28 protein-coding genes and 1 tRNA gene are annotated in these 25,619 nt (G+C 62.1%); 18 read left to right on the forward strand and 11 right to left on the reverse strand.

Translation table 11 applies throughout. The features are described 5' to 3' along the window. The first annotated feature begins 144 nt into the window (after positions 1–144). The 4 genes from NKH33_RS07955 to NKH33_RS07970 all read left to right on the forward strand — a co-directional run bounded on the left by NKH33_RS07955 (position 145) and on the right by NKH33_RS07970 (position 2,527). Positions 145–609, forward strand: a complete 465-nt coding sequence (locus NKH33_RS07955; protein WP_352918826.1) for a PaaI family thioesterase — start codon at positions 145–147, stop codon at positions 607–609. Positions 610–823: 214 nt separating this feature from the next. Continuing rightward, the gene (gene rplM / locus NKH33_RS07960; RefSeq protein WP_023674645.1) at positions 824–1,288 is read left to right on the forward strand and encodes a 50S ribosomal protein L13; all 465 of its coding nucleotides are present in this window, start codon (positions 824–826) and stop codon (positions 1,286–1,288) included. Between the two features lies 1 nt (position 1,289). Then, positions 1,290–1,772, forward strand: coding sequence for a 30S ribosomal protein S9 (gene rpsI / locus NKH33_RS07965; protein WP_023674644.1), 483 nt, complete (start codon positions 1,290–1,292; stop codon positions 1,770–1,772). A gap of 224 nt (positions 1,773–1,996) precedes the next feature. After that, a complete protein-coding gene (locus NKH33_RS07970; protein ID WP_352918828.1) occupies positions 1,997–2,527 on the forward strand; it encodes a hypothetical protein in 531 nt (176 codons plus the stop codon). Between the two features lie 87 nt (positions 2,528–2,614). On the opposite strand, the gene NKH33_RS07975 is transcribed toward NKH33_RS07970, so the two are convergent. Beyond that, a complete protein-coding gene (locus NKH33_RS07975) occupies positions 2,615–3,523 on the reverse strand; it encodes a LysR family transcriptional regulator (protein ID WP_352614137.1) in 909 nt (302 codons plus the stop codon). A gap of 94 nt (positions 3,524–3,617) precedes the next feature. Here NKH33_RS07975 and NKH33_RS07980 point away from each other — a divergent pair, with 94 nt between their 5' ends. Continuing rightward, positions 3,618–4,496, forward strand: coding sequence for an aldo/keto reductase family oxidoreductase (locus NKH33_RS07980; protein WP_352918830.1), 879 nt, complete (start codon positions 3,618–3,620; stop codon positions 4,494–4,496). Between the two features lie 353 nt (positions 4,497–4,849). On the opposite strand, the gene NKH33_RS07985 is transcribed toward NKH33_RS07980, so the two are convergent. Next, complete coding sequence (locus NKH33_RS07985) at positions 4,850–5,908, reverse strand: glycerophosphodiester phosphodiesterase family protein (RefSeq protein ID WP_352745892.1); 1,059 nt, start codon at positions 5,906–5,908, stop codon at positions 4,850–4,852. Between the two features lie 304 nt (positions 5,909–6,212). On the opposite strand from NKH33_RS07985, the gene speB reads away from it, so the two are divergent. Genes speB through NKH33_RS08000 form a run of 3 tightly spaced genes read left to right on the forward strand, consistent with a single transcriptional unit; the run spans position 6,213 to position 9,016 of the window. Continuing rightward, positions 6,213–7,220 carry an agmatinase gene (speB, locus tag NKH33_RS07990; protein WP_352471982.1) on the forward strand — a complete coding sequence of 336 codons (1,008 nt, stop codon included), beginning with the start codon at positions 6,213–6,215 and terminating at the stop codon, positions 7,218–7,220. A 29-nt stretch (positions 7,221–7,249) separates the two neighbouring features. After that, positions 7,250–8,176: an N-acetyl-gamma-glutamyl-phosphate reductase gene (argC, locus tag NKH33_RS07995; protein ID WP_352501535.1), complete on the forward strand. Its 927-nt coding sequence runs from the start codon at positions 7,250–7,252 to the stop codon at positions 8,174–8,176. After that, positions 8,177–9,016: an aminoglycoside phosphotransferase family protein gene (locus NKH33_RS08000; RefSeq protein ID WP_352918832.1), complete on the forward strand. Its 840-nt coding sequence runs from the start codon at positions 8,177–8,179 to the stop codon at positions 9,014–9,016. It begins immediately after the preceding gene. On the opposite strand, the gene NKH33_RS08005 is transcribed toward NKH33_RS08000, so the two are convergent. Next, on the reverse strand, positions 9,006–10,100 hold the full coding sequence (locus NKH33_RS08005) for a COX15/CtaA family protein (protein WP_352918834.1): 1,095 nt from the start codon (positions 10,098–10,100) through the stop codon (positions 9,006–9,008). The two genes, NKH33_RS08000 and NKH33_RS08005, sit on opposite strands and share 11 nt — an antisense overlap. 151 nt (positions 10,101–10,251) lie before the next feature. Between NKH33_RS08005 and NKH33_RS08010 the strand changes: the two genes are divergently transcribed. Then, the gene (locus NKH33_RS08010; RefSeq protein ID WP_023674629.1) at positions 10,252–10,479 is read left to right on the forward strand and encodes a DUF2842 domain-containing protein; all 228 of its coding nucleotides are present in this window, start codon (positions 10,252–10,254) and stop codon (positions 10,477–10,479) included. On the opposite strand, the gene NKH33_RS08015 is transcribed toward NKH33_RS08010, so the two are convergent. Then, entirely contained in the window at positions 10,476–11,534 is a 1,059-nt protein-coding gene (locus NKH33_RS08015) for a polysaccharide deacetylase family protein (RefSeq protein WP_352501533.1), read from the reverse strand. The two genes, NKH33_RS08010 and NKH33_RS08015, sit on opposite strands and share 4 nt — an antisense overlap. Positions 11,535–11,624: 90 nt before the next feature. Here NKH33_RS08015 and NKH33_RS08020 point away from each other — a divergent pair, with 90 nt between their 5' ends. Next, on the forward strand, positions 11,625–12,854 hold the full coding sequence (locus NKH33_RS08020; RefSeq protein WP_352918836.1) for a GNAT family N-acetyltransferase: 1,230 nt from the start codon (positions 11,625–11,627) through the stop codon (positions 12,852–12,854). A 23-nt stretch (positions 12,855–12,877) separates the two neighbouring features. Here the strand turns inward: NKH33_RS08020 and NKH33_RS08025 are convergent, their stop codons facing one another. Further along, positions 12,878–15,127 carry a GumC family protein gene (locus NKH33_RS08025; protein ID WP_352918838.1) on the reverse strand — a complete coding sequence of 750 codons (2,250 nt, stop codon included), beginning with the start codon at positions 15,125–15,127 and terminating at the stop codon, positions 12,878–12,880. A 255-nt stretch (positions 15,128–15,382) separates the two neighbouring features. On the opposite strand from NKH33_RS08025, the gene NKH33_RS08030 reads away from it, so the two are divergent. From NKH33_RS08030 to NKH33_RS08060, 7 genes are all read left to right on the forward strand, one after another. Further along, positions 15,383–15,946 carry a polysaccharide biosynthesis/export family protein gene (locus NKH33_RS08030; RefSeq protein WP_023674625.1) on the forward strand — a complete coding sequence of 188 codons (564 nt, stop codon included), beginning with the start codon at positions 15,383–15,385 and terminating at the stop codon, positions 15,944–15,946. Between the two features lie 12 nt (positions 15,947–15,958). Next, positions 15,959–17,083, forward strand: a complete 1,125-nt coding sequence (locus NKH33_RS08035) for a glycosyltransferase family 4 protein (RefSeq protein WP_352501530.1) — start codon at positions 15,959–15,961, stop codon at positions 17,081–17,083. Between the two features lie 116 nt (positions 17,084–17,199). Next, entirely contained in the window at positions 17,200–18,735 is a 1,536-nt protein-coding gene (locus NKH33_RS08040) for an undecaprenyl-phosphate glucose phosphotransferase (RefSeq protein WP_352449322.1), read from the forward strand. Then, on the forward strand, positions 18,732–20,021 hold the full coding sequence (locus tag NKH33_RS08045; RefSeq protein WP_352918840.1) for an O-antigen ligase family protein: 1,290 nt from the start codon (positions 18,732–18,734) through the stop codon (positions 20,019–20,021). The genes NKH33_RS08040 and NKH33_RS08045 overlap by 4 nt, the downstream gene beginning before the upstream one ends. Before the next feature lie 36 nt (positions 20,022–20,057). Next, positions 20,058–20,134, forward strand: a tRNA-Pro gene (locus tag NKH33_RS08050). A gap of 768 nt (positions 20,135–20,902) precedes the next feature. Beyond that, the gene (locus tag NKH33_RS08055) at positions 20,903–21,136 is read left to right on the forward strand and encodes a hypothetical protein (protein ID WP_352471996.1); all 234 of its coding nucleotides are present in this window, start codon (positions 20,903–20,905) and stop codon (positions 21,134–21,136) included. Positions 21,137–21,283: 147 nt separating this feature from the next. Continuing rightward, entirely contained in the window at positions 21,284–21,478 is a 195-nt protein-coding gene (locus tag NKH33_RS08060) for a hypothetical protein (protein ID WP_023674517.1), read from the forward strand. A gap of 36 nt (positions 21,479–21,514) precedes the next feature. Here the strand turns inward: NKH33_RS08060 and NKH33_RS08065 are convergent, their stop codons facing one another. Together NKH33_RS08065 and NKH33_RS08070 are read right to left on the reverse strand one after the other, a co-directional pair. Further along, positions 21,515–21,973, reverse strand: coding sequence for a YbaK/EbsC family protein (locus NKH33_RS08065; RefSeq protein ID WP_352471997.1), 459 nt, complete (start codon positions 21,971–21,973; stop codon positions 21,515–21,517). 119 nt (positions 21,974–22,092) lie between these two features. Further along, on the reverse strand, positions 22,093–22,371 hold the full coding sequence (locus tag NKH33_RS08070; RefSeq protein ID WP_352918842.1) for a helix-turn-helix domain-containing protein: 279 nt from the start codon (positions 22,369–22,371) through the stop codon (positions 22,093–22,095). Between the two features lie 317 nt (positions 22,372–22,688). Between NKH33_RS08070 and NKH33_RS08075 the strand changes: the two genes are divergently transcribed. Continuing rightward, positions 22,689–22,880 (forward strand): hypothetical protein, encoded by a 192-nt coding sequence (locus NKH33_RS08075; protein WP_023674514.1) that lies wholly within the window; start codon positions 22,689–22,691, stop codon positions 22,878–22,880. Positions 22,881–23,006: 126 nt separating this feature from the next. Here the strand turns inward: NKH33_RS08075 and NKH33_RS08080 are convergent, their stop codons facing one another. From NKH33_RS08080 to NKH33_RS08095, 4 genes are all read right to left on the reverse strand, one after another. Next, positions 23,007–23,348: a hypothetical protein gene (locus NKH33_RS08080; RefSeq protein WP_352501526.1), complete on the reverse strand. Its 342-nt coding sequence runs from the start codon at positions 23,346–23,348 to the stop codon at positions 23,007–23,009. A 74-nt stretch (positions 23,349–23,422) separates the two neighbouring features. Beyond that, a complete protein-coding gene (locus NKH33_RS08085) occupies positions 23,423–23,965 on the reverse strand; it encodes a MerR family transcriptional regulator (protein WP_352682035.1) in 543 nt (180 codons plus the stop codon). A 245-nt stretch (positions 23,966–24,210) separates the two neighbouring features. Then, positions 24,211–24,534: an integration host factor subunit alpha gene (locus NKH33_RS08090; RefSeq protein WP_023717292.1), complete on the reverse strand. Its 324-nt coding sequence runs from the start codon at positions 24,532–24,534 to the stop codon at positions 24,211–24,213. Positions 24,535–24,638: 104 nt separating this feature from the next. After that, positions 24,639–25,610 carry a beta-ketoacyl-ACP synthase III gene (locus NKH33_RS08095; protein ID WP_023674509.1) on the reverse strand — a complete coding sequence of 324 codons (972 nt, stop codon included), beginning with the start codon at positions 25,608–25,610 and terminating at the stop codon, positions 24,639–24,641. Between the last annotated feature and the right edge of the window lie 9 nt (positions 25,611–25,619).

Here is a 25,619-nt window from a genome sequence, read left to right on the forward strand (position 1 = left end):
GCGATTCCGGATCGATAATGGACTAATCTAGTATGCCGCCTCGCTTCGTCCAACTCCCTCGTCCGCTTCTGCCATAATGAATGGGGTGTTGCCAGAAACGCCACGTCGCGTTCATACATGCAGGGCGCAAACCGGGAGACTGAAATGCCCGCCCACAGCAATCTCAAGCCGGTGCTGACGGCTGCCAAAATCAACGCGCTGATGGCGACCATTTTCCCGCAGCTCAACGACCAGTTCACCTTCTACGAGGCGTTGGAGGTGTTTCCAGGCGGCTGTGTCGTGCGGCTCAACGCCGACGAGCGCCATTTGCGTCCCGGCGGCACCGTGTCGGGTTCGGCGCTGTTCACGCTGGCCGACATAGGCGGCTATGTCTGCGTGCTCTCGCATGCCGGACCGGATGCGCTTTCGGTCACCACCAGTCTCAACATCAATTTCGTCCGCAAGGCCGAGGCCGGGCCGATCGACGGCCATTGCCGCATCCTCAAGCTCGGCAAGAGCCTGATGGTGTTCGATATCGACATCGTCGCCGGCCCGGAGGGTCACACGGTAGCGCACGCAACGGGCACCTATTCGATCCCGCCAAAGCGGATTGACGGTGTGGTAAAATAATACCGTTCATCCAAGGCATTGTTTTTGCTGGATTTTGATAGCTCGCCGACATTTCACGCGCCTTGACGCAGTCGCCGTCCTCTCCTATAAGCCCTCACGGAACAGCGGCCCGCAAAGGCCGCCGTTTTGTTATTGGCGGCGGGCAAGCGCCTTTCGCCAATCCAAGCAACAAGAAACGCCTTCTTTTGAAGGTCCGAACCGAAAGCAACAATCCATGGCAACCTTTTCGCAGAAGCCTGCGGATGTGGTGAAGAAGTGGGTGCTGATCGACGCCGAGGGTCTCGTCGTCGGCCGTCTCGCCACTGTCATCGCCAATCATCTTCGCGGCAAACACAAGCCCACCTTCACCCCGCACGTCGACGACGGCGACAACGTCATCGTCATCAATGCCGACAAGGTGGTGTTCACCGGCAAGAAGTTCACCGACAAGGTCTATTACTGGCACACCGGCCACCCCGGCGGCGTCAAGGAGCGCACCGCGCGCCAGCTGCTCGAGGGTCGTTTCCCCGAACGTGTCGTCGAGAAGGCCGTCGAACGCATGATCCCGCGTGGCCCGCTCGGCCGTCGCCAGATGAAGAACCTCCGCGTCTATGCAGGCACGGAACATCCGCATGTCGCCCAGCAGCCCGTCGTCCTCGACGTGGCCAAGCTGAACGCCAAGAACAAGAAGGTTTCGTAAGATGGCTGAGCTTTCCTCGCTCGCAGAACTCGGAGCTGCCACCGGCAATACCAACACCCAGCCGGCCGCACCCGTCCACGTCCAGAAACTCGATAAGTCGGGCCGCGCCTACGCCACCGGCAAGCGCAAGAACGCCATCGCCCGCGTCTGGGTGAAGCCCGGCTCCGGCAAGATCGTCGTAAACGACAAGGTGTTCGCCGAATATTTCGCGCGTCCGGTGCTGCAGATGATCCTCAACCAGCCGATTATCGCCGCCAATCGCGCCGGCCAGTACGACATCGTTGCCACCGTCATCGGCGGCGGCCTTTCCGGCCAGGCGGGTGCCGTGCGCCACGGCATCTCCAAGGCGCTGACCTATTACGAGCCGGCGCTGCGCGCCGTGCTCAAGAAGGGCGGCTTCCTGACCCGCGACAGCCGCGTCGTCGAGCGCAAGAAGTACGGCAAGGCGAAGGCCCGCCGCTCCTTCCAGTTCTCGAAGCGTTAAACAGAGACCTGTTTTCTATCGATTTTTTCAGAGGGGCTGCGTATTCGCAGCCCCCTTTTCTTTGTCGACATAGCAATCCCGCATCTCCAGGTGACCCAACGTAATATTAGTAGTATCTTAATTACAGGCGCGTTCCAGATCCCAGGGCAGCAGCCAACTCCACAGAGCGGGAGCTGTGCACGTTGCGACGCGCCGGTAACCCGACGCTCGCGAAGGAGGAGGCAATGCGCATCCATTCCAGCAGTGCGTTTCTGGCAGCTGTCGCCGCCACTTGGGCATTCGCCGCGCCTGCGGCCGACAAAAGCGACGAGCAGCTGATCGATAATGCGATTACAGCGGCACCGGCGGCTGTCGGCAAAAACGCCGCCGTCGTGAATTGGGAGATGAAAACGTTGAGGAAGGGCACCAACGGTTTCACTTGCATCCCGGACGACCCGAGCACTCCCGCCGACGACCCAATGTGCACGGATGAGAACGGGATGGCGTGGATGCACGCGATCATGTCCAAGAAGGAGCCGCCTGCAGGGAAAGTTGCTTTCGCCTACATGCTAAAAGGAGGCGATGCGGCCAGCAATACCGACCCCTTTGCAACCAAGCCGCCGGAGGGGGCCGAATGGCTGCATGATGGTCCGCACGTGATGGTCATGAACGCACCAGACATGATGGCCTTGTATCCCCACGAGCCGAACCCCACACAACCATACGTCATGTTCCCCGACACGCCCTACGCGCACCTGATGATTCCAGTCAAATAGATCAAGCAAGACCTGCCGCGAAGCGTAGTGGCGGGTCACCTGAGGGAAGGGAGCCGCGCTTATTTTCGGGCCCGGCTCTCCCGGGTGTCAGGGCTGGCCGGCGGACGCCTTGATGAAGTCAATGAACGCCCGCAACGGCGCCGGCACGAGGCGCCGTCCGGGATAGTAAAGGAACGGCCCGGAGAAGCTCTGCCACCAGGGTTCAAGCAGCGGTTCGAGCGCTCCGCTCTCGAAGTGAGGACGTAGCCAATCCTCGAACAGGCTGATGATGCCGGTGCCGGCGATGGCTGCATCGACTTTGAGGTCAGTCGCCCCGCCCAGGGTCACGAGAAGCGGCCCCGTCGGGTCGACCCGCACCACCTCGCCGTCGCGCTCGAATTCCCACGGCGGCATCGCACGGCTGGCAAAGCGGCCGCGCAGGCAGGCGTGGCCGAGCAGGTCGCGCGGGTGTTGCGGCCGGCCATGACGATCCAGGTAGGCCGGGCTGGCGGCGGTGGCGAAGCGCTGCACGCGCGGTCCGATCGGCACAGCGATCATGTCCTGCTCCAGCCGCTCCTCATAGCGAATGCCGGCGTCGCACCCCGCCGCCAGCACATCGACGAAGCTCTCCTCCGAGATCACCTCCAACCGGATGCCTGGATAGGCGGCGAGAAAAGGCGGAACGATGCTGGGCAGTACCAGCCGCGCCGCGCTGACCGGCACATTGAGGCGCAACGTACCTGCCGGCCTGTCGCGAAAGCCGTTCACTACGTCGAGAGCCGACTCCACCTCGGTCAAGGCAGGACCGAGCCGCGCCAGCAGGCCTTCGCCGGCTTCCGTCAGGACAACGCTGCGGGTCGTCCGGTTGAGCAGCCTGACACCGAGCTGCGTCTCCAGGCGCCGCACCGCCTCGCTCAAGCCGGACGCACTGCCGCCGCTGGCGCGTGCCGCATCCCGAAAGCCTTTGGCGCGCGCTACGGCCACGAAGGCGTTCAGGTCCCCGAGATCAATCTGCATTGTTCGTCATTCCGCACAGCCCGTGCGAATTGTAGCCAATTATCATGAGATCGGACAGCGTCTATCTGTGCACCGTTCCTGAAGGAGAAAGACCATGTCCAGCGTCAACCATTCCGGCACATTCATCCTCGGCGACCGTAAGGTGAGACGGCTCGGCTACGGCGCCATGCAGCTCGCAGGGCCAGGCGTCTTCGGCCCACCAAAGGACCACGACGCGGCATTGGCCGTACTGCGCGAAGCCGTTGCACAAGGCGTCAACCACATCGACACCAGCGACTTCTATGGCCCGCAGGTGACCAACCTGTTGATCCGCGAAGCGCTCGCACCCTATCCCGACGACCTCGTTATTGTCACCAAGATCGGTGCCCGACGCGGCACGGATGGCTCGTGGCTGCCGGCTTTCTCGGCAGAAGAGCTGACACAGGCGGTGCACGACAATCTGCACAATCTCGGACTCGACGTGCTGGAGGTGGTCAACCTTCGGGTCATGTTCGACGCGCATGGCCCCGCCGAAGGGTCGATCGAGGCGCCGCTTGCGACGCTTGCCGAGCTCCAGCGACAGGGCCTCGTGCGCCACATCGGGCTGAGCAACGTCACCGCCGCACAGATCGCCGAAGGCCGCCGGATTTGCAGGATCGTCTGCGTGCAGAACCAGTACAATCTGGCGCATCGGGGCGATGATGCCTTGATCGACGATCTGGCCCGCGACGGCACCGCCTATGTGCCGTTCTTCCCACTTGGCGGCTTCAACCCGTTGCAGTCGTCGACCTTGTCCAAGGTCGCGGCACGCCTTGGCGCCACGCCCATGCAGGTCGCGCTCGCCTGGCTGCTTCGCCGCGCGCCCAACATTCTTCTGATTCCCGGCACGTCTTCCGTCGCGCATCTCAGGGAGAACCTCGCCGCTGCCGACCTCGAACTGTCGGACGATGTCATCAAGGAGCTGGATGGTGTGGCAATGGCGGCCTGCGGGTAGATTGCGGAAGGCAGTGATGAGCCAATCTCCCCCAAGTGGGTTCCCTTGCGGGGGAGATTGCCGGCAGGACAGCGAAGGCGCGACCTTGCAGGCGGAACCGCCGAGGCGCTGAAGGATCGTCGCATTTTTCTGCTACTACGCCACATTTTGTTCTTGCTTTGTGCCGGCAGCTATGCTACTAATCTGGGTATGGTGCTAATTGGCTCCAGCGACCCGCCCACGGAGGCGGGTTTTCTGTTTCTGGGTTCCTTCGAAAGTTTGGCGCTGCCGGCCTGGGGTCGGCGGGACAGCGCCCTTCTGCCCTGCCGGGCATCGTCACCACAAGAGGGAGATCCAATTCTCGCCGCGCCGGTCTAGTTGATGCTGGCCGTGTTGGCCGGCTCGGCCGGGCGCTTCTCACCGGCATAGGGCACGCGAAAACCGTTCGCCGCCAGCCAACTGATGGCGGCCTTCGGTTCGTCGGTCTGGATGATGGTGGCGCCGCGCTCGACCCAGAAGCCATAAGTCTCGCGCGGCAGGCTGGCCGCAACCGCCAGCTCGTCGCCGCGACCGCCGGCGAGGAAGCCTCCCGGCTTGTTGACGATGGCATAGGTGTCGGCCCAGATGTGCCAGTCGCCCCTCACCGCCAGCGCGCGCATGCGCGGGCTGAACAGCGGGCCGCCGGTCTCGGTCAGTGTCTCTGATCCCATGCGCCAGTTGATCATCTCGACCGCGCGCATCGGGAAGGCCCGGCCCACTTTCTCGGCAAACATGGCGTCGCGAACCGCGTCATCGGCGATAATCGGCATGAACTGGAAGCCGCTGCCGATCGCGTCCATGGCGGCCTTGACACTGGCAATCCGCTCCGCATTCCACAGGTTCTCCTTGACGATCACCTGTTCGGCCATGCCGAGGTCGCGCGCAACCGCGACCATGCCGACGAGGCTTTCGGTGTCGAGCTTGTTGTCGAGATTGATGAGGATCCTGTCCCTGGTCGTCATCAACATCTCGCGCAACGTCGAGACCGTCTCGCCCGTAACGGCGCCGGTGCCTTCGATCACCAAACGGCACGTCTTGAGTTCGGCCATCGTGCGGTTGACCACCTCACCCTTGCAATTCGTCGTGCGGTCGAGCCAACTGTCATGCATGACGACGAACTGTCCGTCCTTCGAGCGCCTTATATCGACCTCGACGATTTCGGCGCCCATTGCGATCGACGCCTCGGCGGCGGCGATCGAATTTTCGGGATAGAGCGTCTTGCCGGATTGCATGCCGCCGGCGCGGTGCGCGGCCACTATCACATGGTCGCGCCATTGGTTGGCGTGCTCGAAGCGGTCGAGAATCTGCCTGGCGCGCGTTTCGCCTGCCGATGCCTGGCCAAGGGAGAGCGCCAGCGCCGCGGAAAGTAGAAGGCTCAGCCAAATCGTTCGCATGAGACAGGTCGTTCGCACGAGAATCGCTCCGTACCGGGATCGCACCCCGGTTAAGCGATGCCCGTGACAGGCAGGTGAACGAAGCCGGCTTGCAAAATGCCGGAAAATCAGGTCAGCGCCGGCCGAAGCAGTCTTCGGCGGCTACTTTCGGTTGCTTGCCAGGCAATCTCCTGGCGAGCCTGCCGGGTTCGCCTGGCGAGCAAGGATTTGTGACCGGATCGAATGGCCATGATCCTCCGCAGGGGTCGCAATTCTGAGAATTATGTCCAATAAGGGTGCGCGTCGACGCACAGGAGATCGCTTCATGCCGCCAAGGACCATCGATCATGCCTTCACCACCCGCTCCAGGACGGGTGCGTCGTTCGAGCCGACCTATGCCGGCGCCCTGTCGTTCATGCGGCGCAAATATTCGAAGGACGTGAAGGACGCCGATGCGGTGGTGTGGGGCATTCCCTTCGACGCTGCGGTCACCAATCGGCCGGGCGCCCGTTTCGGACCGCAGGCAATCCGCCGCGCCTCGGCCATCCTCGACAACGACCCGCAATATCCGTTTTCGCGCGATCTGTTCGAACAGCTTGCCGTGGTCGATTATGGCGACTGCCTGCTCGACAGCGGCAATCACCAGAAGACGCCTGCCACGATCGAACGCGAAGCGGCCAAGATCCTGAAATCCGGCGCCTTTCTGCTGTCACTCGGTGGCGATCACTTCGTCACCTGGCCGCTGCTCAAGGCGCATGCCGCCATCCATGGCCCGCTGGCTCTGGTGCAGTTCGACGCACACCAGGACACCTGGCCCGACGACGGCAAGCGCATCGATCACGGCTCCTTCGTCGGCCGTGCAGTCAAGGAGGGCATCATCGACCCCGACCGGTCGATCCAGATCGGCATCCGCACCCATGCGCCCGACACGTTCGGTATCAAGATCCTGTACGGCCATGAAGTGGAGGAAATGCGTGCGTCCGACATCGCCTATGCCATCGTCGACCGTACGGGCGGCAAGAAGACCTATGTCACTTTCGACATCGATTGCCTGGACCCGGCTTTTGCGCCCGGCACCGGAACGCCGGTCGCGGGAGGCCCGTCTTCGGCAAAGATCCTGTCGGTGCTGCGCCAGATCAACCAGCTCGATATCGTCGGCGCCGACGTCGTCGAGGTTGCGCCAGCCTATGATCACGCCGATATAACGGCGATTGCCGGCTCGATGGTGGCCATGCACTATCTCGGGCTGCTGGCGGAACGAAAGGCCCGGCTCGAGGAAATGAACCAAGGCAATCACAGCGTTGCCGGATTGAATCAGGCGAGCGGCATATAGCTTTGAGATAACAGGAATTTTGGCACGCAATGAAACCGAAAATCTTCATCGACGGCGAGCACGGCACCACCGGTCTGCAGATAAGGGCGCTGCTTGCCGAGCGCGGCGACCTGGAAATCATCTCCATCCCGACCGAGCGCCGCAAGGAAACGGCAGCGCGCGCCGAGTTCCTCAATGCCGCCGATGTCGCGATTCTCTGCCTACCGGACGCGGCCGCCAAGGAAAGCGTTTCGCTGATCGCCAATGACACCACCAAAGTGATCGACGCCTCGACGGCGCATCGTGTCGCCGATGGGTGGGAATATGGTTTCGCCGAAATGGACAAGGACCAGGCGAAGAAGATCGCTTCGGCGAAGCGCGTCGCCAATCCTGGCTGCTGGCCGCAAGGACCAATCGCGACGCTGCGGCCGCTGGTTGCGGCGGGGCTGCTGCCGGCCGATTTTCCGGTCACCGTCAACGGCATTTCCGGCTATTCCGGCGGCGGCCGGCCTATGATCGAGGATTATGTCGCCAAGGGCGAGGATGCGCCGGAATTCCTGCCCTACGGACTGACGCTGCAGCACAAGCACGTGCCGGAACTCAGGACCTATGCCAGGCTTTCGCACGATCCGATCATGCAGCCGGCAGTCGGCAATTTCGCGCAAGGCATGATCACGGTGGTGCCGCTGCAACTCGGCGGCCTCGACCATGTGCCGACCGGCGCCGAGCTTCACGCGGCGATCGCCGATCATTTCGCTTCCATCGATGGCGGCGTGGTCGAGGTGGCGCCGTATCTGCATCAGGAACGCATGCCCGACATCGATCCGGAGATCTACAACGGCACCAACCGGATGAAGCTCTATGTCTTTGCCAATGATAACAGGGCGCAGGCGCTGCTGCTTGCCGTCTACGACAATCTCGGCAAGGGCGCCTCGGGCGCTGCCGTGCAGAACATGGATCTGATGCTCGGCCTCTGAATGGATGCGCCAGCATTTCCGAAGCGCTGGAAGGTCGGCGCGCCCGAACTCATCGCCGAAACGTTCAGCAGCCGCATCTGGAAGGTTGATCGCGAAGACGGCTCACCGGCAATCGTCAAGGATCTAAAGCCTTTCGACGATGTCGAGGACGAGTTGCGCAGCGAGCATTTCCTCGCCTGGCGACGCGGCGAAGGCGCGGTGCGGCTGCTGGGTCGCGATGGCCACCGGATGCTGCTCGAGTATGCCGGCGAAACCTCGCTGTCACAGATGATTGCGGATCAGGGCGACAATGCCGCCACCGCGATCGCGGCGGAGGTAATGGCCAAGCTGTTCTCGCCGTCGAAGCACCCTGCCCCGCCGGACCTTCAGCCGTTGCGGATCCGGTTTTCCAGCCTGTTCAAAAAGGCGAAGGCCGATCGCGCCGCCGGCGAAAAGAGCCTGTATGTCGAAGCCGCCGAAATCGCGGAACGGCTGTTGTCCAATCCGCACGACGTGCGGCCGCTGCATGGCGACCTGCATCACGACAACATCATGCACGGTCCGCGCGGCTGGCTGGCGATCGATCCAAAGGGCGTTCTCGGCGACCCCGGCTTCGATGCCGCCAATGTGTTCTACAACCCACTCGACCGAGACGATCTTTGCCTCGATCCGCGGCGGATCGCGCATATGGCGCATGTCTTTGCAGCAACGCTCGGCCAGTCGCCGCCCGCGATACTGGACCACGCCATCGCCTATGGCTGCCTGTCGGCTGCATGGCACCATGAAGATCGCAATGCGGTCGACGAAAACCGCGAACTGGCGATTGCCGCGGCAATCCGGCGGGTGCGGCTCAGCCTCTGAGAGCGATCTCGTGGGGCAGCGGGTAAGCGCCCTTGGTACCGCGCCAATGCGCGGCGGCGAAGCCCAGCAGAAACAGCGCGAATGCCTGATGCGTCAGGGCCATGTGCAGAGGCACCTGCATCAATAGCGTGCCGATGCCGATCGACGCCTGCACCACGACAATCAGGAACAGCAGCGTCGCGCGTCGGGCATGCGTCGTGCCCGGCAGGCGCTGGCGTGTCGCAATCATGTGCCAGAGCGCGACCGCGAAGATCGTGTAGGCGCCGACCCGGTGGACGAATTGCACCGTCTTCGGGTTTTCGAAGAAATTGCGCCATGCCGGCTCCAGCAGCAGCAGGTCGCCGGGAACCAGCTTGCCGTCCATCAGCGGCCAGGTGTTGTAGCTCAAGCCGGCGTCTAGCCCTGCGACCAGCCCGCCGAGATAGATCTGGACCAGCGCCAGCAGCACCAGGAAGCCGGCCAGACGTTGCGTCGAGCTGTCGGCGGCAGGTTCCGAGTGCGGCGCCAGCCCACGCGCGACCACCATGGTCGCCGTGAAGATCAGCGCCGCCAGCGTCAGATGCGTCGCCAGCCGATATTGGCTGACCGAAACCCGGTCAACCAACCCGGACGCCACCATCCACCAGCCTATCGCGCCCTGCAGGGCGCCGAGAAGGAGGATGCCCGACAACTTCGTGCCGAGGCCCCGCTCGATGCGGCGCGTCGCCCAGAAGAGCAGCAGCGGCAGGGCGAAGACCACGCCGACACTACGCGCCAGGATGCGGTGCACCCATTCCCACCAGAAGATCGACTTGAACGCCTCGATGCTCATGCCGTTGTTGAGTTCGGCATATTGCGGGGTCTGCTGGTAGCGCAGGAACTCCTCCTGCCACTCGGCATCATTGAGCGGCGGGATGACGCCGTGTATCGGCTGCCATTCGGTGATCGACAGGCCGGAATTGGTGAGCCTTGTAGCGCCGCCGACCAGTACCAGCGCAAACAGCACCAGGAGCACGACATAGAGCCAACCGCGTACCAGCGCGCGGTTGCGAAGGTCGCGATCGCGGGCGGCGAAAGGCGCGGCATCGGATATGGCAGCAGCCATGGATTTGTCCCGGCGGTTGAAGTCGCGGATTGGTGAACCATCGCAACCCGGCTTGCAAGACCGGACAGCGCGGCACGCCGTCGCGCCGTTTCTGGCGGGTTGCGCGTATTGGCTGTTCGGCCTAAGCGATAGCGATCAACGAGATCGCGCCATGCCCATTCGCCTGAAAAAGCTGATCGGAAGCTTCCTGCTGGTAGTGCTGGTCATAGTCTATGCGCTGGTCGCCTCGATTGTGGCGGTCGCCCAATTGTCGCAGTCCGGGCCGCTGGCGCACTTCATCTTCTTCCTGCTCAGCGGGCTTTTGTGGGTGCTGCCGGCGATGGGCATCATCAAATGGCTGATCCTGGAGCCGCGGCCGAAGGGGCGAGGCAACAGTTAGATCGTCACCACCGTCTTGCCGGCATTGGCCAGCGGCGTCGTCACGCCCGACAACATTGTTCGGATGTGGGCGACGCTCTGGTAGCGGCCATTGACCGAAATGCGCGGCAGGGCGTGCAGGAAGCCGGCATGCTCGGCGCGGAGTATGCCGTGGCGGGTCGTCACCGCCGAGGCGTAGCCGGCATCGCGAACTAGGCCTACTTCGCGGCGGCCGACGGCACTGGCATAACCGTAGGGATAGGCGAAATGGCGCGGCTCCTCGCCGAGTTTGGCCTGCAATATGCGCTTGACATCGCCGATCTCATGTCGCGCATCGCTCTCGGAAAGCCGCTTCAGATTGCAGTGATTGACGCTATGTGCGCCGATCGTCACCAGCGGGTGCCCGGCCATGGTGCGGATCTCGTCCCAGTTCATCAGCGTGCTCGGGCGCGGACCACCCAACTCGATGCCGTTCGAGCGCGCCAGATCCCGCAACACCGCACGCTGGTCCTGCTCGCGCACCTTCAGCGTCAGATGAGCGTGCAGGCGCGCATTGGCCTGGACCTTTTTTCCCGGACTCGAGCAGTCGATTGTCACCGGGCCATCCGGCGTCGTCAGCGTCAGGCGATCGCGCGCATTGACGATGTCCTCGACCACGTCCCACCACAAATCGGCAGCGCCGTCGATCAGCCCCGGCGCGACGTAGATGGTGATCGGCGCGCCGTGCTTCTCCAGCACCGGCAGCGCCTCGGTCATGTTGTCTCGATAGGCGTCGTCGGCGGTGATCGTCGCAAACTGGCCGTCCTTGTCGCTGGCCTTGATGCGCTCGATCGCCTCGTCAAGCGTGACGAAACTGTAGCCGTTCGCCTTCATGTCGGCGATCACGATATCGAGAAACCCGGGCGCGATGTTCAAGTGGCGGTTGACGCCGTTCGGCTTTTCCGGTGTCGCGGTAACCCGATGCAGCATCAGGATGGCGCCAAGGCCGCCGATAAACGGCTTGGCCAGCGGCGCGAGACCGGAATAGCGGGCGAGATTGAGCGCCAGTTTGCGGATTGCCTCGCCCCCGTCGATCATTCATTCACCTTTTGCGCCTAAGCTCATCAAGCATGGAATGCGCCTGCGCGGGACCCCCAATCGCGACGAATACGCCCTAAGGATTGAGGTATGGTTGACGCCACCGCGTCATTTGACGGCAATCGGCTGGCAAGCAGCGAGGCGTCGCCGTGTGCCTTGCCGGCCGGCAAAGCCGGCCTGTCAACCTCGGTCGCCGATAGTGCGGCGTTGGCGGCGTACGCAGAATTCTGCCATTCGGCGCTTTTTGCCCCTGCGCAAAGCGCCGGCTGGATCCTGAACTGGGCCGCACATACCGGCGCCGACGTTGTCGTTGCGACGCTGCGCGCCGAGGACAGGCCGGTTTTCTCACTGGCGCTGGAGGTCACTCGCAGTGGAGCGTTCCGCGTCGCCCGGTTCATGGGCGGCCGCCATGCAAACGGCAATTTTGCCGCCGCCGACTCGCAATGGCTGGCGAATGCCGATAGCGCGGCGATCCGTTCTATGCTGGCTGCGATTGCCAAGGCGCGGCGCGACATCGATCTTGTTGCGCTGGAGCGGCTGCTGCCCGATCTCGACGGCGTTGCCAACCCGCTCTCCGCCTTGCCGCATTTTTCGAGCCCCAATCTGTCGCTGGCCGCCGGTCTTGTGGGAGGATTTGACGCACTGCTCACCCGCGTGAGCGGCAAGCGCAGGCGCAAGAAGCATCGCTCGCAGGCGCGCAAGTTCGAGGCCGTTGGCAGCTATCGTCGCATCGAGGCGAGAACTTCGGACGAGGTGCACACGCTGCTCGATGCCTTTTTCGAGATGAAGGAATTCCGCTTCCGCAAGATGGGCATCGCCAATGTTTTCGGTGAGGCGGAGGTGCGCGCTTTTTTCCGCTCGCTGTTTGCCGACGCGCTTCAAGAGGAAGATCCGTCCTTCGTCCTGCATGGGCTGGAAGTCGCCGGCAAACTTCGTGCAGTCACCGGGTCGAGCCGCTCGGGCAAGCGGCTGATCTGCGAATTCGGGGCGATTGCCGAGGACGACCTCGCACATACCAGCCCGGGCGACTTCCTGTTCTTCGAGAACATCCAGGAAGCCTGCGAGGCGGGTTTCGAAATCTATGATTTCTCGGTCGGCGACGAACCCTACAAGCGATTGTGGTGCGATGTCGAAACGCAGCATTTCGAGGTGCTGGTTCCGCTGACGCCGAAAGGTCGTGCGCTGGCGCTTGCGCTCAGGCAGGGCGCAAGCCTGAAGGCATTCATCAAGCACAGCCCAATGGTCTGGAAGCTGACCAAGCTGCTGCGCCGCAAAGCCGTGGGGCGGACAGCACCGGCCGCAGGCGAAGACGACAGCTGATTTCGATTTGAGAGAAAACTGCCTCAGGCGGCCGAGCGCCGTCCCGGCATTGGGCCCGGCGCCACATGGCCGATGGGCGTGACCAGCGTCAGGTCGGGATAGCCACTCTCGATGAGCGCGACCGCGGCCTGCGTCACCTCGTCGTCCGGTTCAAGCATGGAGAGCAAGACCTCGGTCCCCTCGCCCACCAGGCGGCTGATGCCTTGCGCGTCAGCCGGTCCGCATTCGACCACGACCAAATCATAGGCGGTGGTCAGCGACTGCATGATGATCGGCAGCCGGTCGGCGGCGCGCATGGCGCGGACCGGATCGGCTGTGCCGACGGGAATAACGTGGCAGTCCGAATAGAGATCGGGGTGGATCACATCGCTGAACTGCGCTTGCGAGGCGAGCAGATCGGTGATGCCCGGAAACAGCCCGCTGTCCAGCATCGGCCGCGAGGCAGCACCCGAAGCGGTGAGATCAAGCAGCAGCACGCGTAGCCCGGCGTCGGAGACTGCGCGCGCCACCAGCACTGCCGAGGCAGCCGCCTCGTCGCCTTCCGGCGAGACGAATATGGCGCGGGCGGCACCGGTGGCGATCAGTTTTTCCGCGGCCTTGTCGATGTCGACCTCGCCGAGGATAGAACGTGCCGGTTCAATGTCTCCAGCGGCCATTTCAGAGTACTCCGGTTCGATTTTCTCGGCAGCCGCTTCCGCCACCGCGACGGGTTCCGGCTCCACTTTGCTTTCAATGATATTGTCGTCGTCGGCCTCATCGATCTCAACGACTGCCGGTTCGGACCGGCCAACCGATGGGTCGGGCTCGGCCATCACGCGTTCGGCCTGGACAGCCGGCATCGCAACCTGCTCGATGCGCTCGAAATGGGCACCGGCGGCCGGACGCATGGCGCGGCCGGAAAACAGTTCCTGCAGCAGCGTGACGATCGCCATGATGAGCAACGAGCCGACAAAGGCCGCACTGACAATCGGACCAATCTTGGGGAAATAAGGTTCGGCCGGCACCTGGGCCTCCGAAAATACGCGAGCGTCGACGGGCAGATAGTTGCGATCCTTGCGTGCGGCCGCCTGGAGATAGCTGGATGAATAGAGATCGAGCTGCTGACGCTTGGTCGCGGCATCACGCTGCAGCGCATCGAGTTCCACCTGCTCTTCGCCGGCGCGGGCGGACGCCGCCTTCAGCGTGTTGACGTCTGCCACGAGTTGAGCCTCTCGCGCCTTCGCCGTCTCGGCCTGCGCCATCAGGCCTTTCATGATCTTTTCCGCTTCGTTGCGGATCTGGCGGTCGAGATCCGCGAGCTGCGACTTCAGCGCGCGGATGCGCGGATGGTTGTCGAGCAAAGTGGTGGAAAGGTCGGCGATGTTGTTCTTGAGTTCGACTTGCCGCTCGCGCAGGCGCTGGATCAGTTCGGAAGACAACACCTCCGGAACGGCATCCAGCGAGCCGCCATTGCGCAACGCCCTGCGCACGCTGTCAGCGGTCGCTTCCGCCGAAGCGCGATTGGCGCGCACGCGTGACAGTTCGCTCGACAATTCGGACAGCTGCTGGGTGGCAAGCACCGAATTGTTGCCGCCCATCAAAAGATCGGACTGCGCACGGAATGCGGCAACCTTGGCTTCCGCCTCCTTTACCCGGTTCTGCAGATCCGCGATTTCCGGCGCCAGAAAGTCGGTGGCGGCGGAATTCGATTCGAGCTTGGCATTGCCCTTGGAGGCGATATAGGCGTTTGCAATGGCGTTCGGGATCGCGGCGGCAAGCTTTGGATCCTCTGACGAGAACTCGATTGCGATCGCGCGGGTTTTTTCAACGCCATAGACGTTGAGCTTCTCATGCATTGCGTCCAGCACGCGCTCTTCCAGCGGAATCTCGAACGGATCGCTTTTCAAGCCAACAAGGACAAGGGCGCGGCTCAGCGCCGACATCTTCAGCGCCTCGTCGAATTCGGGCAATTTCTGCAGGTCGAGCTTCGCCGCCACCTGCTTGAGGATGTCGGGGGACGAGATGATCTGGACCTCGGTGGCCACAGCTTCTTCGTCGGGAATCGACCGCTCGTTGCCGTTGGCCCCGGCTGGCCGCGTGAACTCCGATTCTCGAGGCCCGATCTCCAGCTTGGCTGCCGCCTTGTATTCGGGCGTTGCAAGCCAGGCGAGCGCAAAGGCCAGGCCGGTTACAACCAATGCGACGAGAAGGATGCGCAGCCAGTTTCGCGCCAGGCTGGCGAAAAGCTGCCTGAGATCGACGTCGACATCTGCGGCCGCGGATTGAACGGACATGCATCCCTGCTCCGGTACTGAGTCAGCATGCACCGTAAACAACTATGGTAACTCAGCCGTTAATATCGCGGTAAGAACCTGTCAGGCTCTATTAACAAGCCGCAAACAAGAGGCTGAAAACCATCTGCATTCGTCGATCCGGCCCGCATCGGCCGCGCGCCTTTACCGGCCATTAACCCTAACAGGATGATAACCGAGCTCGATCGTTAAGGTTTGCCGCAGAGTCGCCGGCTATTCAAAGGTACGTGTCCGCTCATGAAAAGCACTGCTCCCCTTTTCCGCGCGCTGCTTGCCGTATCGATGCTTTCGGGCTGCTCCAGCTACCGGCCGACGCCGGCCGCATTCCATGAAGTTCTCGACCAGCCCTATCGCCTCGGCGCTGGCGACCGCGTCCGCGTAACCGTGTTCGAGCAGGAAGGACTGACCAATACCTACAGCGTCGACCAGTCCGGCTATCTCTCGCTGCCGCTCGTCGGCAACGTGCCGGCGCGCGGCCACACCGCCCAACAGCTTGAAAGCGAGATCGCCGAGAAACTGCGCCAGGGTTATTTGCGGGATCCCGATGTTTCGGTAGAAATCGATCGCTACCGGCCGATCTTCGTCATGGGTGAAGTGGGTGCGGCGGGGCAGTATTCCTACGTTCCAGGCCTGACCGTGCAGAAAGCCGTCGCCATCGCCGGCGGGTTCACGCCACGCGCCAACCAGGAAAGCGTCGACATTACCCGCGACATCAACGGCAAGGTGATAACCGGACGCGTGGTGACCTCCGACCCGCTGCTGCCCGGCGATACAGTCTATGTTCGCGAACGCCTGTTTTGATGTGCTGACAAAGTGGCGGACACACTCAGGATCGTCCACTGCTTTCGCTCACCGGTCGGAGGCATCTTCCGGCATGTGCGCGACCTGACCGAGGCTCAGGTCGCCGCCGGCCATGCCGTCGGCATCGTCTGCGATTCGACGACGGGCGGCGATTTCGAGGAACGGCTGTTCGAACAGATGAAAGGCAGCCTGGCACTCGGCATTCACCGCACCCCGATGCAGCGGCATGTCGGGCCAGGCGATCTCGCCTCGGCCCGGCGCACCTACAGGATCATAAAAGAATTGCGGCCGGACGTGCTGCACGGGCATGGCGCCAAAGGTGGCGCCTATGCCCGTCTGTTCGGCTCATTGTTGCGGGTATCCAGGTCGCGCGTAGCCCGGCTTTATTCGCCGCATGGCGGCTCGCTTCACTATGACGAGACCACCGCCATGGGGAAGTTGTTCTTCGCGCTCGAGCGCTTCATGGCTCGCTTCACCGATTGCCTGCTGTTTGTTTCCGATTATGAGCGGCGGACTTATCGCAGGAAGGTCGGCGAGCCACCCATTCCGAACGCTCTCGTCCACAACGGCCTGCGCGCCGCCGAGTTCGAGCCGGTGCGGACCGAGCACAATGCGGTTGACCTCCTCTATATCGGCATGATGCGAGACCTCAAAGGCCCGGACATCTTCATCGATGCGCTGGGGCTAGCCGCGACACGGCTCGGCCGCCCATTGAAAGCGCTGATGGTCGGCGACGGCGACGACCTGCCGCGCTATCGCGCCCAGGTAGATCAGCTCGGCCTCGAGGTCAGCTTCCTGGCGCCGATGCCGGCCAGGCTCGCCTTCAGGCTGGCCGAACTGGTCGTCGTTCCCTCGCGCGCGGAAGCCATGCCCTATATAGTTCTGGAAGCGCTCGCCGCCGGCAAGCCGATCATCGCGACGGCGGTCGGCGGCATACCGGAAATCTTCGACACCGGCTCGCCTGTCCTGATCCGGCCCGACCCGCGCGAACTTGGCGACAAGATAAGCGCCGCATTGGCCGATCTCGACACCTACAAAGGCCTGATGCCCGGCCTCGCCGACCTCAAGGCACGCTTCGGCGCCGATGTAATGGCCGCCGAAATCGAAAAGGCCTATTTCGCCGCGCTCAAAAAATAGAACAACGGGTTTCCACCGGGCTGCTCCTGGTGAAAGCGTCTCCAAAGCCATCCGTTGTTTCAAGGGTTTCTTAGCTCTCTTTTGCTATTCACCTGAGGGAAACCTGCGGACGCCCCATGAACGAAATCGACCCAGCGCGCCGTTTTTCGCTAGACGCGGTGCGCAAATTCGACGCCCCTGCCGAGAACAATACGGCCGGCGGCATGAACGATGTTGCCCGCCAGGTCGCCTCGCAATACCGGCGCGATACGATGTCGCCGATCATGGTGAGCGGCGTCCTGCGCATGGTGGAATTCGCGCTGCTGTTGGTGTCAGGTCTTGCCGTCTATTTCTATTATGTCGGCTTTTTCAACTATCTTGCCTGGCAATACTCACTGACGATCGCCGCCACTTCGTTCCTCGCGGTCGTTCTGTTCGACGTCACCGACCGCTACCAGATCGTCGCGCTGATGCGGCCGATCGCCAATTTCGGCCGTCTCCTGCTGGTCTGGGCCGGAACATTCGCCTTGATGGCGCTCACCGCCTTCACCATGAAAATGTCGGAAGACTATTCGCGCCTGCTCTTCGGCACGTGGTTCGTCGTCGGTTTCGTGCTGATCCTGGGTCTCCGCCTGGTGATGTCGAAGCTGATCCGGCGCTGGGCGCGCGACGGGCGGATGGAGCGCCGCGCCGTCATCGTGGGCGGCGGCAAGGCGGCGGAGGTATTGATCCGCTCGGTCGAAAGGCAGCCCTACAACGACATCCGCATCTGCGGCATCTTCGACGACCGTGGCGACAAGCGGTCACCGCCGGTTGTCGCCGGCTATCCCAAGCTCGGTACAATTTCCGAACTCATCGAATTTGCCCGCATCGCGCGCATCGACATGCTGATCGTATCGCTGCCGCTGACCGCCGAATCGCGCGTGCTGCAGTTATTGAAGAAGCTGTGGGTGCTGCCGGTCGACATCCGGCTATCGGCGCATTCGAACGCGCTGCAGTTCAGGCCGCGCGCCTATTCCTACATCGGCTCGGTGCCGATGCTCGATATTTTCGACAAGCCGATCAACGACTGGGATTCGGTCGCCAAGCGCGCCTTCGACATTGTCTTTTCGATCATCGGCATCATCGTGTTCTCGCCGGTGATGCTGGCGACCGCAATCGCGATCAAACTCGACAGCAAGGGGCCGGTGCTGTTCCATCAGAAGCGGCACGGCTTCAACAACGAGATCATCGACGTCTACAAGTTCCGTTCGATGTATACCGACAAGGCGGACCCGACGGCCAAACAGACCGTGACCAAGAACGATCCGCGCGTCACCCGCGTCGGCCGCTTCATCCGCAAGACCTCGATCGACGAACTGCCGCAGTTTTTCAATTCGCTGTTCGGTTCGCTGTCGCTGGTCGGGCCGCGCCCGCACGCCATTGCCGCGCAGTCGCACAACCTCCTCTACAATGAAGTGGTCGACGGCTATTTCGCTCGCCACAAGGTCAAACCCGGTGTGACCGGCTGGGCGCAGATCAATGGCTGGCGCGGCGAGATGGACACCAACGAGAAGATTCGCATGCGGACGGAATACGACCTCTATTATATCGAGAACTGGTCGCTCTTGTTCGACCTCAAAATCCTGTTCCTGACGCCGATCCGACTGCTCAATACGGAAAACGCGTATTGAGCGCGACGGCCTATGAATTGCCCGCGACGGCGGTCAACGCCAAGCTGATTGCATTGGTTGCTTCGGGGGCGGTTTTCCTCGGTGTTTTCCTGTCGGGCTTCGTCATCGATGAACCGGCGCCATACGACCTCTATATGGTCGGGCTGATCGTGGTGTGGCCCTTGTTCGGCCTGCGCATACAACGCGCGGCGGTGCCGCTGCTGGTGCTGCTGGTGATCATGAACATCGGCGGCATGATCTCGATGACGCAGATGTCGGACCTCGCCGGCACGCCGCTCTATCTCGCCGTCTCGCTGTTCCTGGCCTTAACCGCGGTTTTTTTCGCTTCGGTAACGGCGGTCCGGCCCAGTCTCTACCGGGTGATCTTCGTCGCCTATGTGGTGTCGGCGGTGCTGACTTCGCTGGTCGGCATAGCCGGCTATTTCCATGCCTTTCCAGGAGCCGAGATCTTCACCAAATACGACCGTGCCGCCGGCGCCTTCCAGGACCCGAACGTGTTCGGTCCGTTCCTGGTGCTGCCCGGCATCTACCTGCTCTACCTGCTGCTTACCGGCTCGGTCGCACGCATGCCGCTATTGGCGGTGCCGTTGCTGATCATCACCGCCGGCATCTTCTTTTCCTTTTCGCGCGGCGCCTGGGGCATGTTCGCCGTTTCGGCGATCCTTTTGACCGGTGCCTTGTTCCTGCAGAGCGCCAGCGGCAAGTTCAGGCTGCGCGTCGTCGTCATGACCATCGCCGCCGTCGGACTGCTGGTCATCGCAATGATCGTCATCCTGCAACTGCCAGGAGTCGCCGAAATGTTCTCGAACCGCGCACAGCTCGAACAAAGCTACGACACCGCCCGGCTCGGCCGCTTCGCCCGCTATACGATCGGCTTTCAGATGGCACTGGAGCATCCGTTCGGCATCGGCCCGCTCGTCTTCGGCAAGATCTTCGGCGAGGACACGCACGACATCTGGCTGAAGATGCTGATGGATTACGGCTGGCTCGGCTTCGTGTCGTTCCTGACGCTGACGTGCTGGACGATCGCCGCCGGCTTCCGCATTCTGCTGCGCGACCGGCCGTGGCAGCCTTATCTTCTATGCGCCTACGTCGCCTTCATCGGCAATATCGGGCTCGGCACCTTCATCGACATCGACCACTGGCGCCATGTCTACCTGCTGCTCGGCTTGATCTGGGGTGCCATCGCGCTCGAATACCGCCACCAGTGGCAGCTGCGGGCGACGCAGCGACCGGCAATCCCCGTCGCGGTTGCTTCAGGCAAGACAGCAACCGAATTCGGTTGACCGGACCCGGTCTATCACGATACATCGCGACCGGTCCGGAGTGTAGCGCAGCCCGGTAGCGCACTTGACTGGGGGTCAAGGGGTCGTCGGTTCGAATCCGGCCACTCCGACCATTAAAATCCAAAGGCTTAGCCAGTTTTCCCCCAAACTGGCTGTACAGACAATAGCCGCACTGCAGCCAGCGCAACATACGCAGGCGCGTGATCTCATCGAGGAATCGATCACGCATCACTCGTGCGCGAGGCACGGAGGCTGGCGTCTAGCCAGAAGCCCACCGAGAAACCGCGCGGTAATGGCTAGGTAAGCTTTGCTGCGTACGCCAACCTTTATCGTGAGAAAAGGTCCCGCCGCACATGCCAGAACGGCGGGACTCGATCAGGCGCCTTGCATCAGGCAGGGGTGACTCGGGGGTTGGGCATGCCCGGTGCGCGCGGATCGTACTGAACCCTAGGCGCATCAGCTGCAATGCGTCCACCAACCGTCGGTTGGAAAGAACTAATTCAATCCCGACGGCTGGCCTGGCCTGAACAGGCGCGCGCTCAAGGCTCAGTTTCTTCCCGGGGAGGAGCTTTTTGGTCAGGACAATCAGGATAGGGCAATTCTTCACACGGAGAGGGCCTGTCGCCAACGCTGCGATAATGTTCCGCGAGTTTTGCGAAACCGTAGGCGAAGGCGAAAAGAAGCGCGAGGACAACCGCTATTCGGACGGCCATACCGTATTGTAGCAGGATCCTCCCATTGGAGCGCGCGGCGTTTTGGTACGTTTGAATGTTGAGTTCGAAAAAGGTTGGCTCTAGTTGAATTGCCGTCGTCCGCAGTTGTAAGGGCGAGCGGACGCTACGAAGATGCCACGCGCTTTCGCCCTTTTCGGGAGAGATGCAATGTCGCTTCAAGGAGTTGCCTGTCCTGCCGAGCTGACCATGTTGACCAAGGCACTTGATGCCCGATGCCGTGAACTAGGCCTCGCTGATGGAGATCCAGGCAGAGAAGTGCTCGGCCGCAGAGTGATGGATTTATTTGAAAGTGGTCAGCTCAGCGCCGAAGATTTGAGACTGGCTCTGAGCGGCGAGATCTTTAACGCCAAAAATCCTCCGGCCGGAGCCAGTGGGCCTTGATACGGCAAGCGGCTATCCGCGCAGCCATTTGAATCACTGGCCCAGCGTCGGCTTCCGTGTGCGCAGGAGCGCGTGTGAACAAATGTGATTTTGCGGTCGGTGCCAGACGGGCTAACTTTACCCATCGAACGAAAGAGGAGAATGATCATGAAGACATTCCTCGCAATAGCCGCGGCACTGACCATGTCCATATCAGCTGCCTCTGCGGATTGCCCCGCGCATTCCAAGGTTCAGGCATCGGTCGACACGCAGACGAAGACAGCAAGCGTCGAGAAGGCCGATATGTCGACTGTCACGGACGCTCAGACGATCAAGAAAGAAGAGCCACAGAAGACCGAGTAGCGGTAACGCTCAGCGGATTCCACGCCGGATAAATCGCTACTGGCACACATCCACCCACTCGGCGTCGACGAGTTCGGCCAGGCGTTGCGGGCTGAGCCGCACGGCGGCATTCGTCGCGCCTGCCGCCGGGACGACCTCGTCAAAGGCGCGCAGCGAGATGTCGCAGTAGACCGGGAGCGGCGCCGGTAGGCCGAACGGGCACACCCCACCGACGGGATGGTTGGTCGCGGCGAGCACCTGGTCGGCGTCCAGCATTCGCGCCTTGCCACCAAACCGGTCCTTGAATTTGCGATTGTCCAGCCTGGAGATCCCGCTGGCCACGATCAGCATCGTCTGGTCGCCGGCGCGCAAGCAGATCGTCTTGGCAATCTGCGCCGGCGCTACGCCATGCGCTTCGGCGGCCAGAGCCACCGTCGCCGAGCTTGCCTCCGTGACGATGACGTCAATGTCGGCCGCGTGTGCGGCGAAGAAGGCGCGAACGGATTCGAGGCTCATCTCCAGCAATTTCCGTCTGGCGTCGCCGTGGCGGCCGGCAAGTCCACTACGTGGCCGAAAAAACGAAGCCCGCCAGGGCGACCCATGGCGAGCTCGTGGAATAAAAGCATGACACGTCGCTACGACACGGATCGGCTTTTGGCAGGCAACACGGCTTCGTCAAACAGAGCGCTTTCCGGAAGTTGAAGCGCGGAGGCAATACGCCGACGTTTCGAGGGATCGGCATCCTTGCCGCTTTCAACGTCGGCAATCTCATAGGCTGCCAGCCCGCACGCCAGGGACAGCTCTTCGATGCTGTATCCACGGGCTTCCCGGGCGGTTCGGACGGCACTGCGTTCAGGCGTAACCGCGCTCGCCGCCAGTTCGGAATAAGGTTCGCGTTTTGCTATTTGGGGCATTGGCAACTCCGTGGGATGAAAGAGTTAGATCAAATCATGTTGTTGCCTGAGACGATCGGGAGAATGCCCGCTCGCCGGTGATTTGCCAAGCATCAAAGATAGCGTCACGGCATCGTGAACCGACGCCGGAATGGATGGCGGATGCCGGCGAGCTGACATCTGGCCGGATCCTCAGCAGACACAGTTCGGAAACAAAATTCTACAGGCCGGAGAAACTGCCGAAAAACTCCAAGGCGATAGTCCCAACCGCAGCGCTCGAGTCACCGACCTGAATCAGTGACGCTCAAATTCCGCCTGCGCAAAAAGGAAACGATGTCATGAAGAAGCCTCTTCTCTCCGCCCTTGGACTTGCAATCGCACTTGCCCTCTCGATGCCGATCATCGGCGCAAGCAGCGCGAATGCGACGACAATGCACACCACCGTCAAGAAGCATCACCGCCATCACTACCATCACCGCGTCCACCACTACCGCCACCATCACAAGAAGGTTGTCGCGAAGAAGTACTGAAAACACCTTCGGGCGAACAACCCGCAATCAGGCGTTCTGGTGCTTGATCAAGGGCGGCGCGCTTACCGGGTTTGCCGTGTCGGCGAAAAATGGCGGCGGTCCGCTGACCACCGCCATTTGCCTACCTTAACGTGCCGACCTTGAACGCGCTCGCGGCGCGTTTTGCTGTCGGCCGCCGAGGAACAGACTGGCGACGAGCCCGACCAGAACCAGCCCGACAGCGGCCGCCGTCGCCGGGTGATCTCGGGCGGTCTTCTCGATCGCCCGGCCTTGCCTTCTGATTGCCGGCAAGGCGTTGCCGAGCCGCTCAGTGATATCCGAATAGTAATCCGACGCGGTATCGCGCCCGTCTTCGTAAAAGGCGCCGCCCTGCTTCAACACGGCTTTCTTCAAGGTGGCCAGTTCCCTGGCCAAGGCCGCGACCTGCTTGTTGAGATCGGTGTCGGAGATGCTCGAAAGCGATGCCATGACGTGCTTCCTTCATCTGCAGAAGGAAGCCTAACGCATGACCCTGAAGACCGTTCCGGTCAACCCGGCGGGCTCTAGCGAACCTGATCGAGCAGGCGCTTGCATTCCAGGAGGTCGAACAGCGCCTCCTGCAGCAACGCGCGATTGTCACGGGAAAGTTTTGACGTGTCCGGCGGAACCGGACCTTCCTCGTCGGTCTTGCCCATACCGAAAAAACGACGGCTGGGTTTCACCCTCGGCTGGCCAACCAGCATTTCGTCGTCCGGGCCGCGCGGCTGCGCCGCTTGCGTCAGCGGTACCGTGTCGGCCTGTCGGCGCTGCGAGATCGCCTCGACCGCCGCCATGTCGCCACTGCCGACGGCGATCAGAAACTGGTTGCCGTTCTCGCGCAACAGCTTCTGCACGCCCTTGATCGTATAGCCCTGGTCGTAGAGCATATGACGAATACCCTTGATCAGTTCGACGTCCTGCGGACGGTAGTAGCGGCGACCGCCGCCGCGCTTCATCGGCTTGATCTGGTTGAAACGCGTCTCCCAGAAGCGCAGCACGTGCTGCGGCAAATCCAGATCCTCCGCGACCTCGCTGATGGTGCGGAAAGCATCAGGGCTCTTGTCCATGGACGAATCCTCACGCTAGAGCATGATCGCGAAAGGCGGGAACCGGGTTCGGGCGACATCACGCTTAACAAAGAGAGCAGCTTTCCGTCCCGGCGGAACGGATCACACCCAAATACCGATCCGGCCTACCGAATCGCATCTTATTTCAGCGGTTTATGAAACAATATTCAAGCCCGGCGCAAAAGCAGGGTTCATTTTTCAACCGAAGCCTGGAGCATGATTCTTGGCAAAGGGGGATTGGGCGGCTACTTGCTGCCCTTGGCTTTGCTGTTTTGATGGGAGCGCAGGATACGGTTCTTCAGTACGTTCGACGACTTGAAGGTCATCACCCGGCGCGGCAGGATCGGCACTTCCTCACCGGTCTTGGGATTGCGCCCGATGCGCTCGTTCTTGGAGCGGACGTGGAAAGTCGCGAAGGACGACAGCTTCACCGTCTCGCCGCGAACGATCGCCTCGCAGATCTCATTCAGCACCGCCTCGACAAGCTCGGCCGATTCAGTACGTGACAGCCCAACCTTGCGGTAAACGGCTTCGGCGAGGTCGGCGCGCGTAAGTGTCTTTCCCCCCATACGAACCGTCCCATCAGCTCAAAAACATAAATCGATACAAGCAACGGCAGAACCTAAGTAATTGATCCGTCAAGGTCAAGGACCCGAACCCGATAGTTCGGCACTTACCAGCGGAGCAGGACGGCACCCCAGGTGAAGCCGCCGCCCATCGCCTCGAGCAGTACCAGGTCACCCTTTTTGATGCGACCGTCGGCGACGGCTGCGGACAGTGCCAGCGGCACGGAAGCCGCCGAGGTATTACCGTGCAAATCGACGGTCACCACCACCTTCCGCTCCTCTATCCCAAGCTTTTTGGCCGAAGCGTCAATAATTCGTTTATTGGCTTGATGCGGCACGAACCAGTCGAGATCGGCGGCGCCGATGCCGGCCTGTGCGAACGTCGCCTCGATGACGTCGGTGATCATGCCGACCGCATGCTTGAACACTTCGCGGCCTTCCATCCTGAGGTGCCCGACCGTTCCGGTGGTCGACGGCCCACCGTCGACAAAAAGCTTGTCCTTGTGGATGCCGTCGGAGCGCAGGCTGGCCGCCAGAACGCCTCGGTCGGCGATGCCGCCTGCCCCCGTGCCTGCTTCCAGCACCATCGCGCCGGCGCCGTCGCCGAACAAAACGCAGGTCGAGCGGTCGTTCCAGTCGAGAATACGCGAAAATGTTTCCGAGCCGATCACCAGTACCCGTCTGGCCAAGCCGCCGCGGATATAGAGGTCGGCGGTCGTCACTGCATAGACGAAGCCGGAGCAGACCGCCTGCAGGTCGAAGGCAAAACCGTGGTGCATGCCGAGCCGGTTCTGGATCTCGACCGCGGTCGCGGGAAAGGTGTTGTTGGGCGTCGAGGTCGCCAGCACGATCAGGTCGATATCGTCAGCCGTCAGGCCGGCGCTGTCGAGGGCTGCGCGCGCTGCCGCCTCGCCCAGCGAGGCCGTCGTCTCATCGTCGGCCGCAATGTGGCGCTGGCGAATGCCGGTGCGCTGGACGATCCACTCGTCCGACGTCTCGACCATGCCTTCGAAATCGGCATTCTTCATAATGCGGCGGGGCAGCGCGGCGCCCGTGCCGCGCACGACTGATCTGATCAATGCTCTTTC

The sequence above is a fragment of the Mesorhizobium sp. M1182 genome, from assembly GCF_040318335.1.
Lineage (GTDB): Bacteria > Pseudomonadota > Alphaproteobacteria > Rhizobiales > Rhizobiaceae > Mesorhizobium.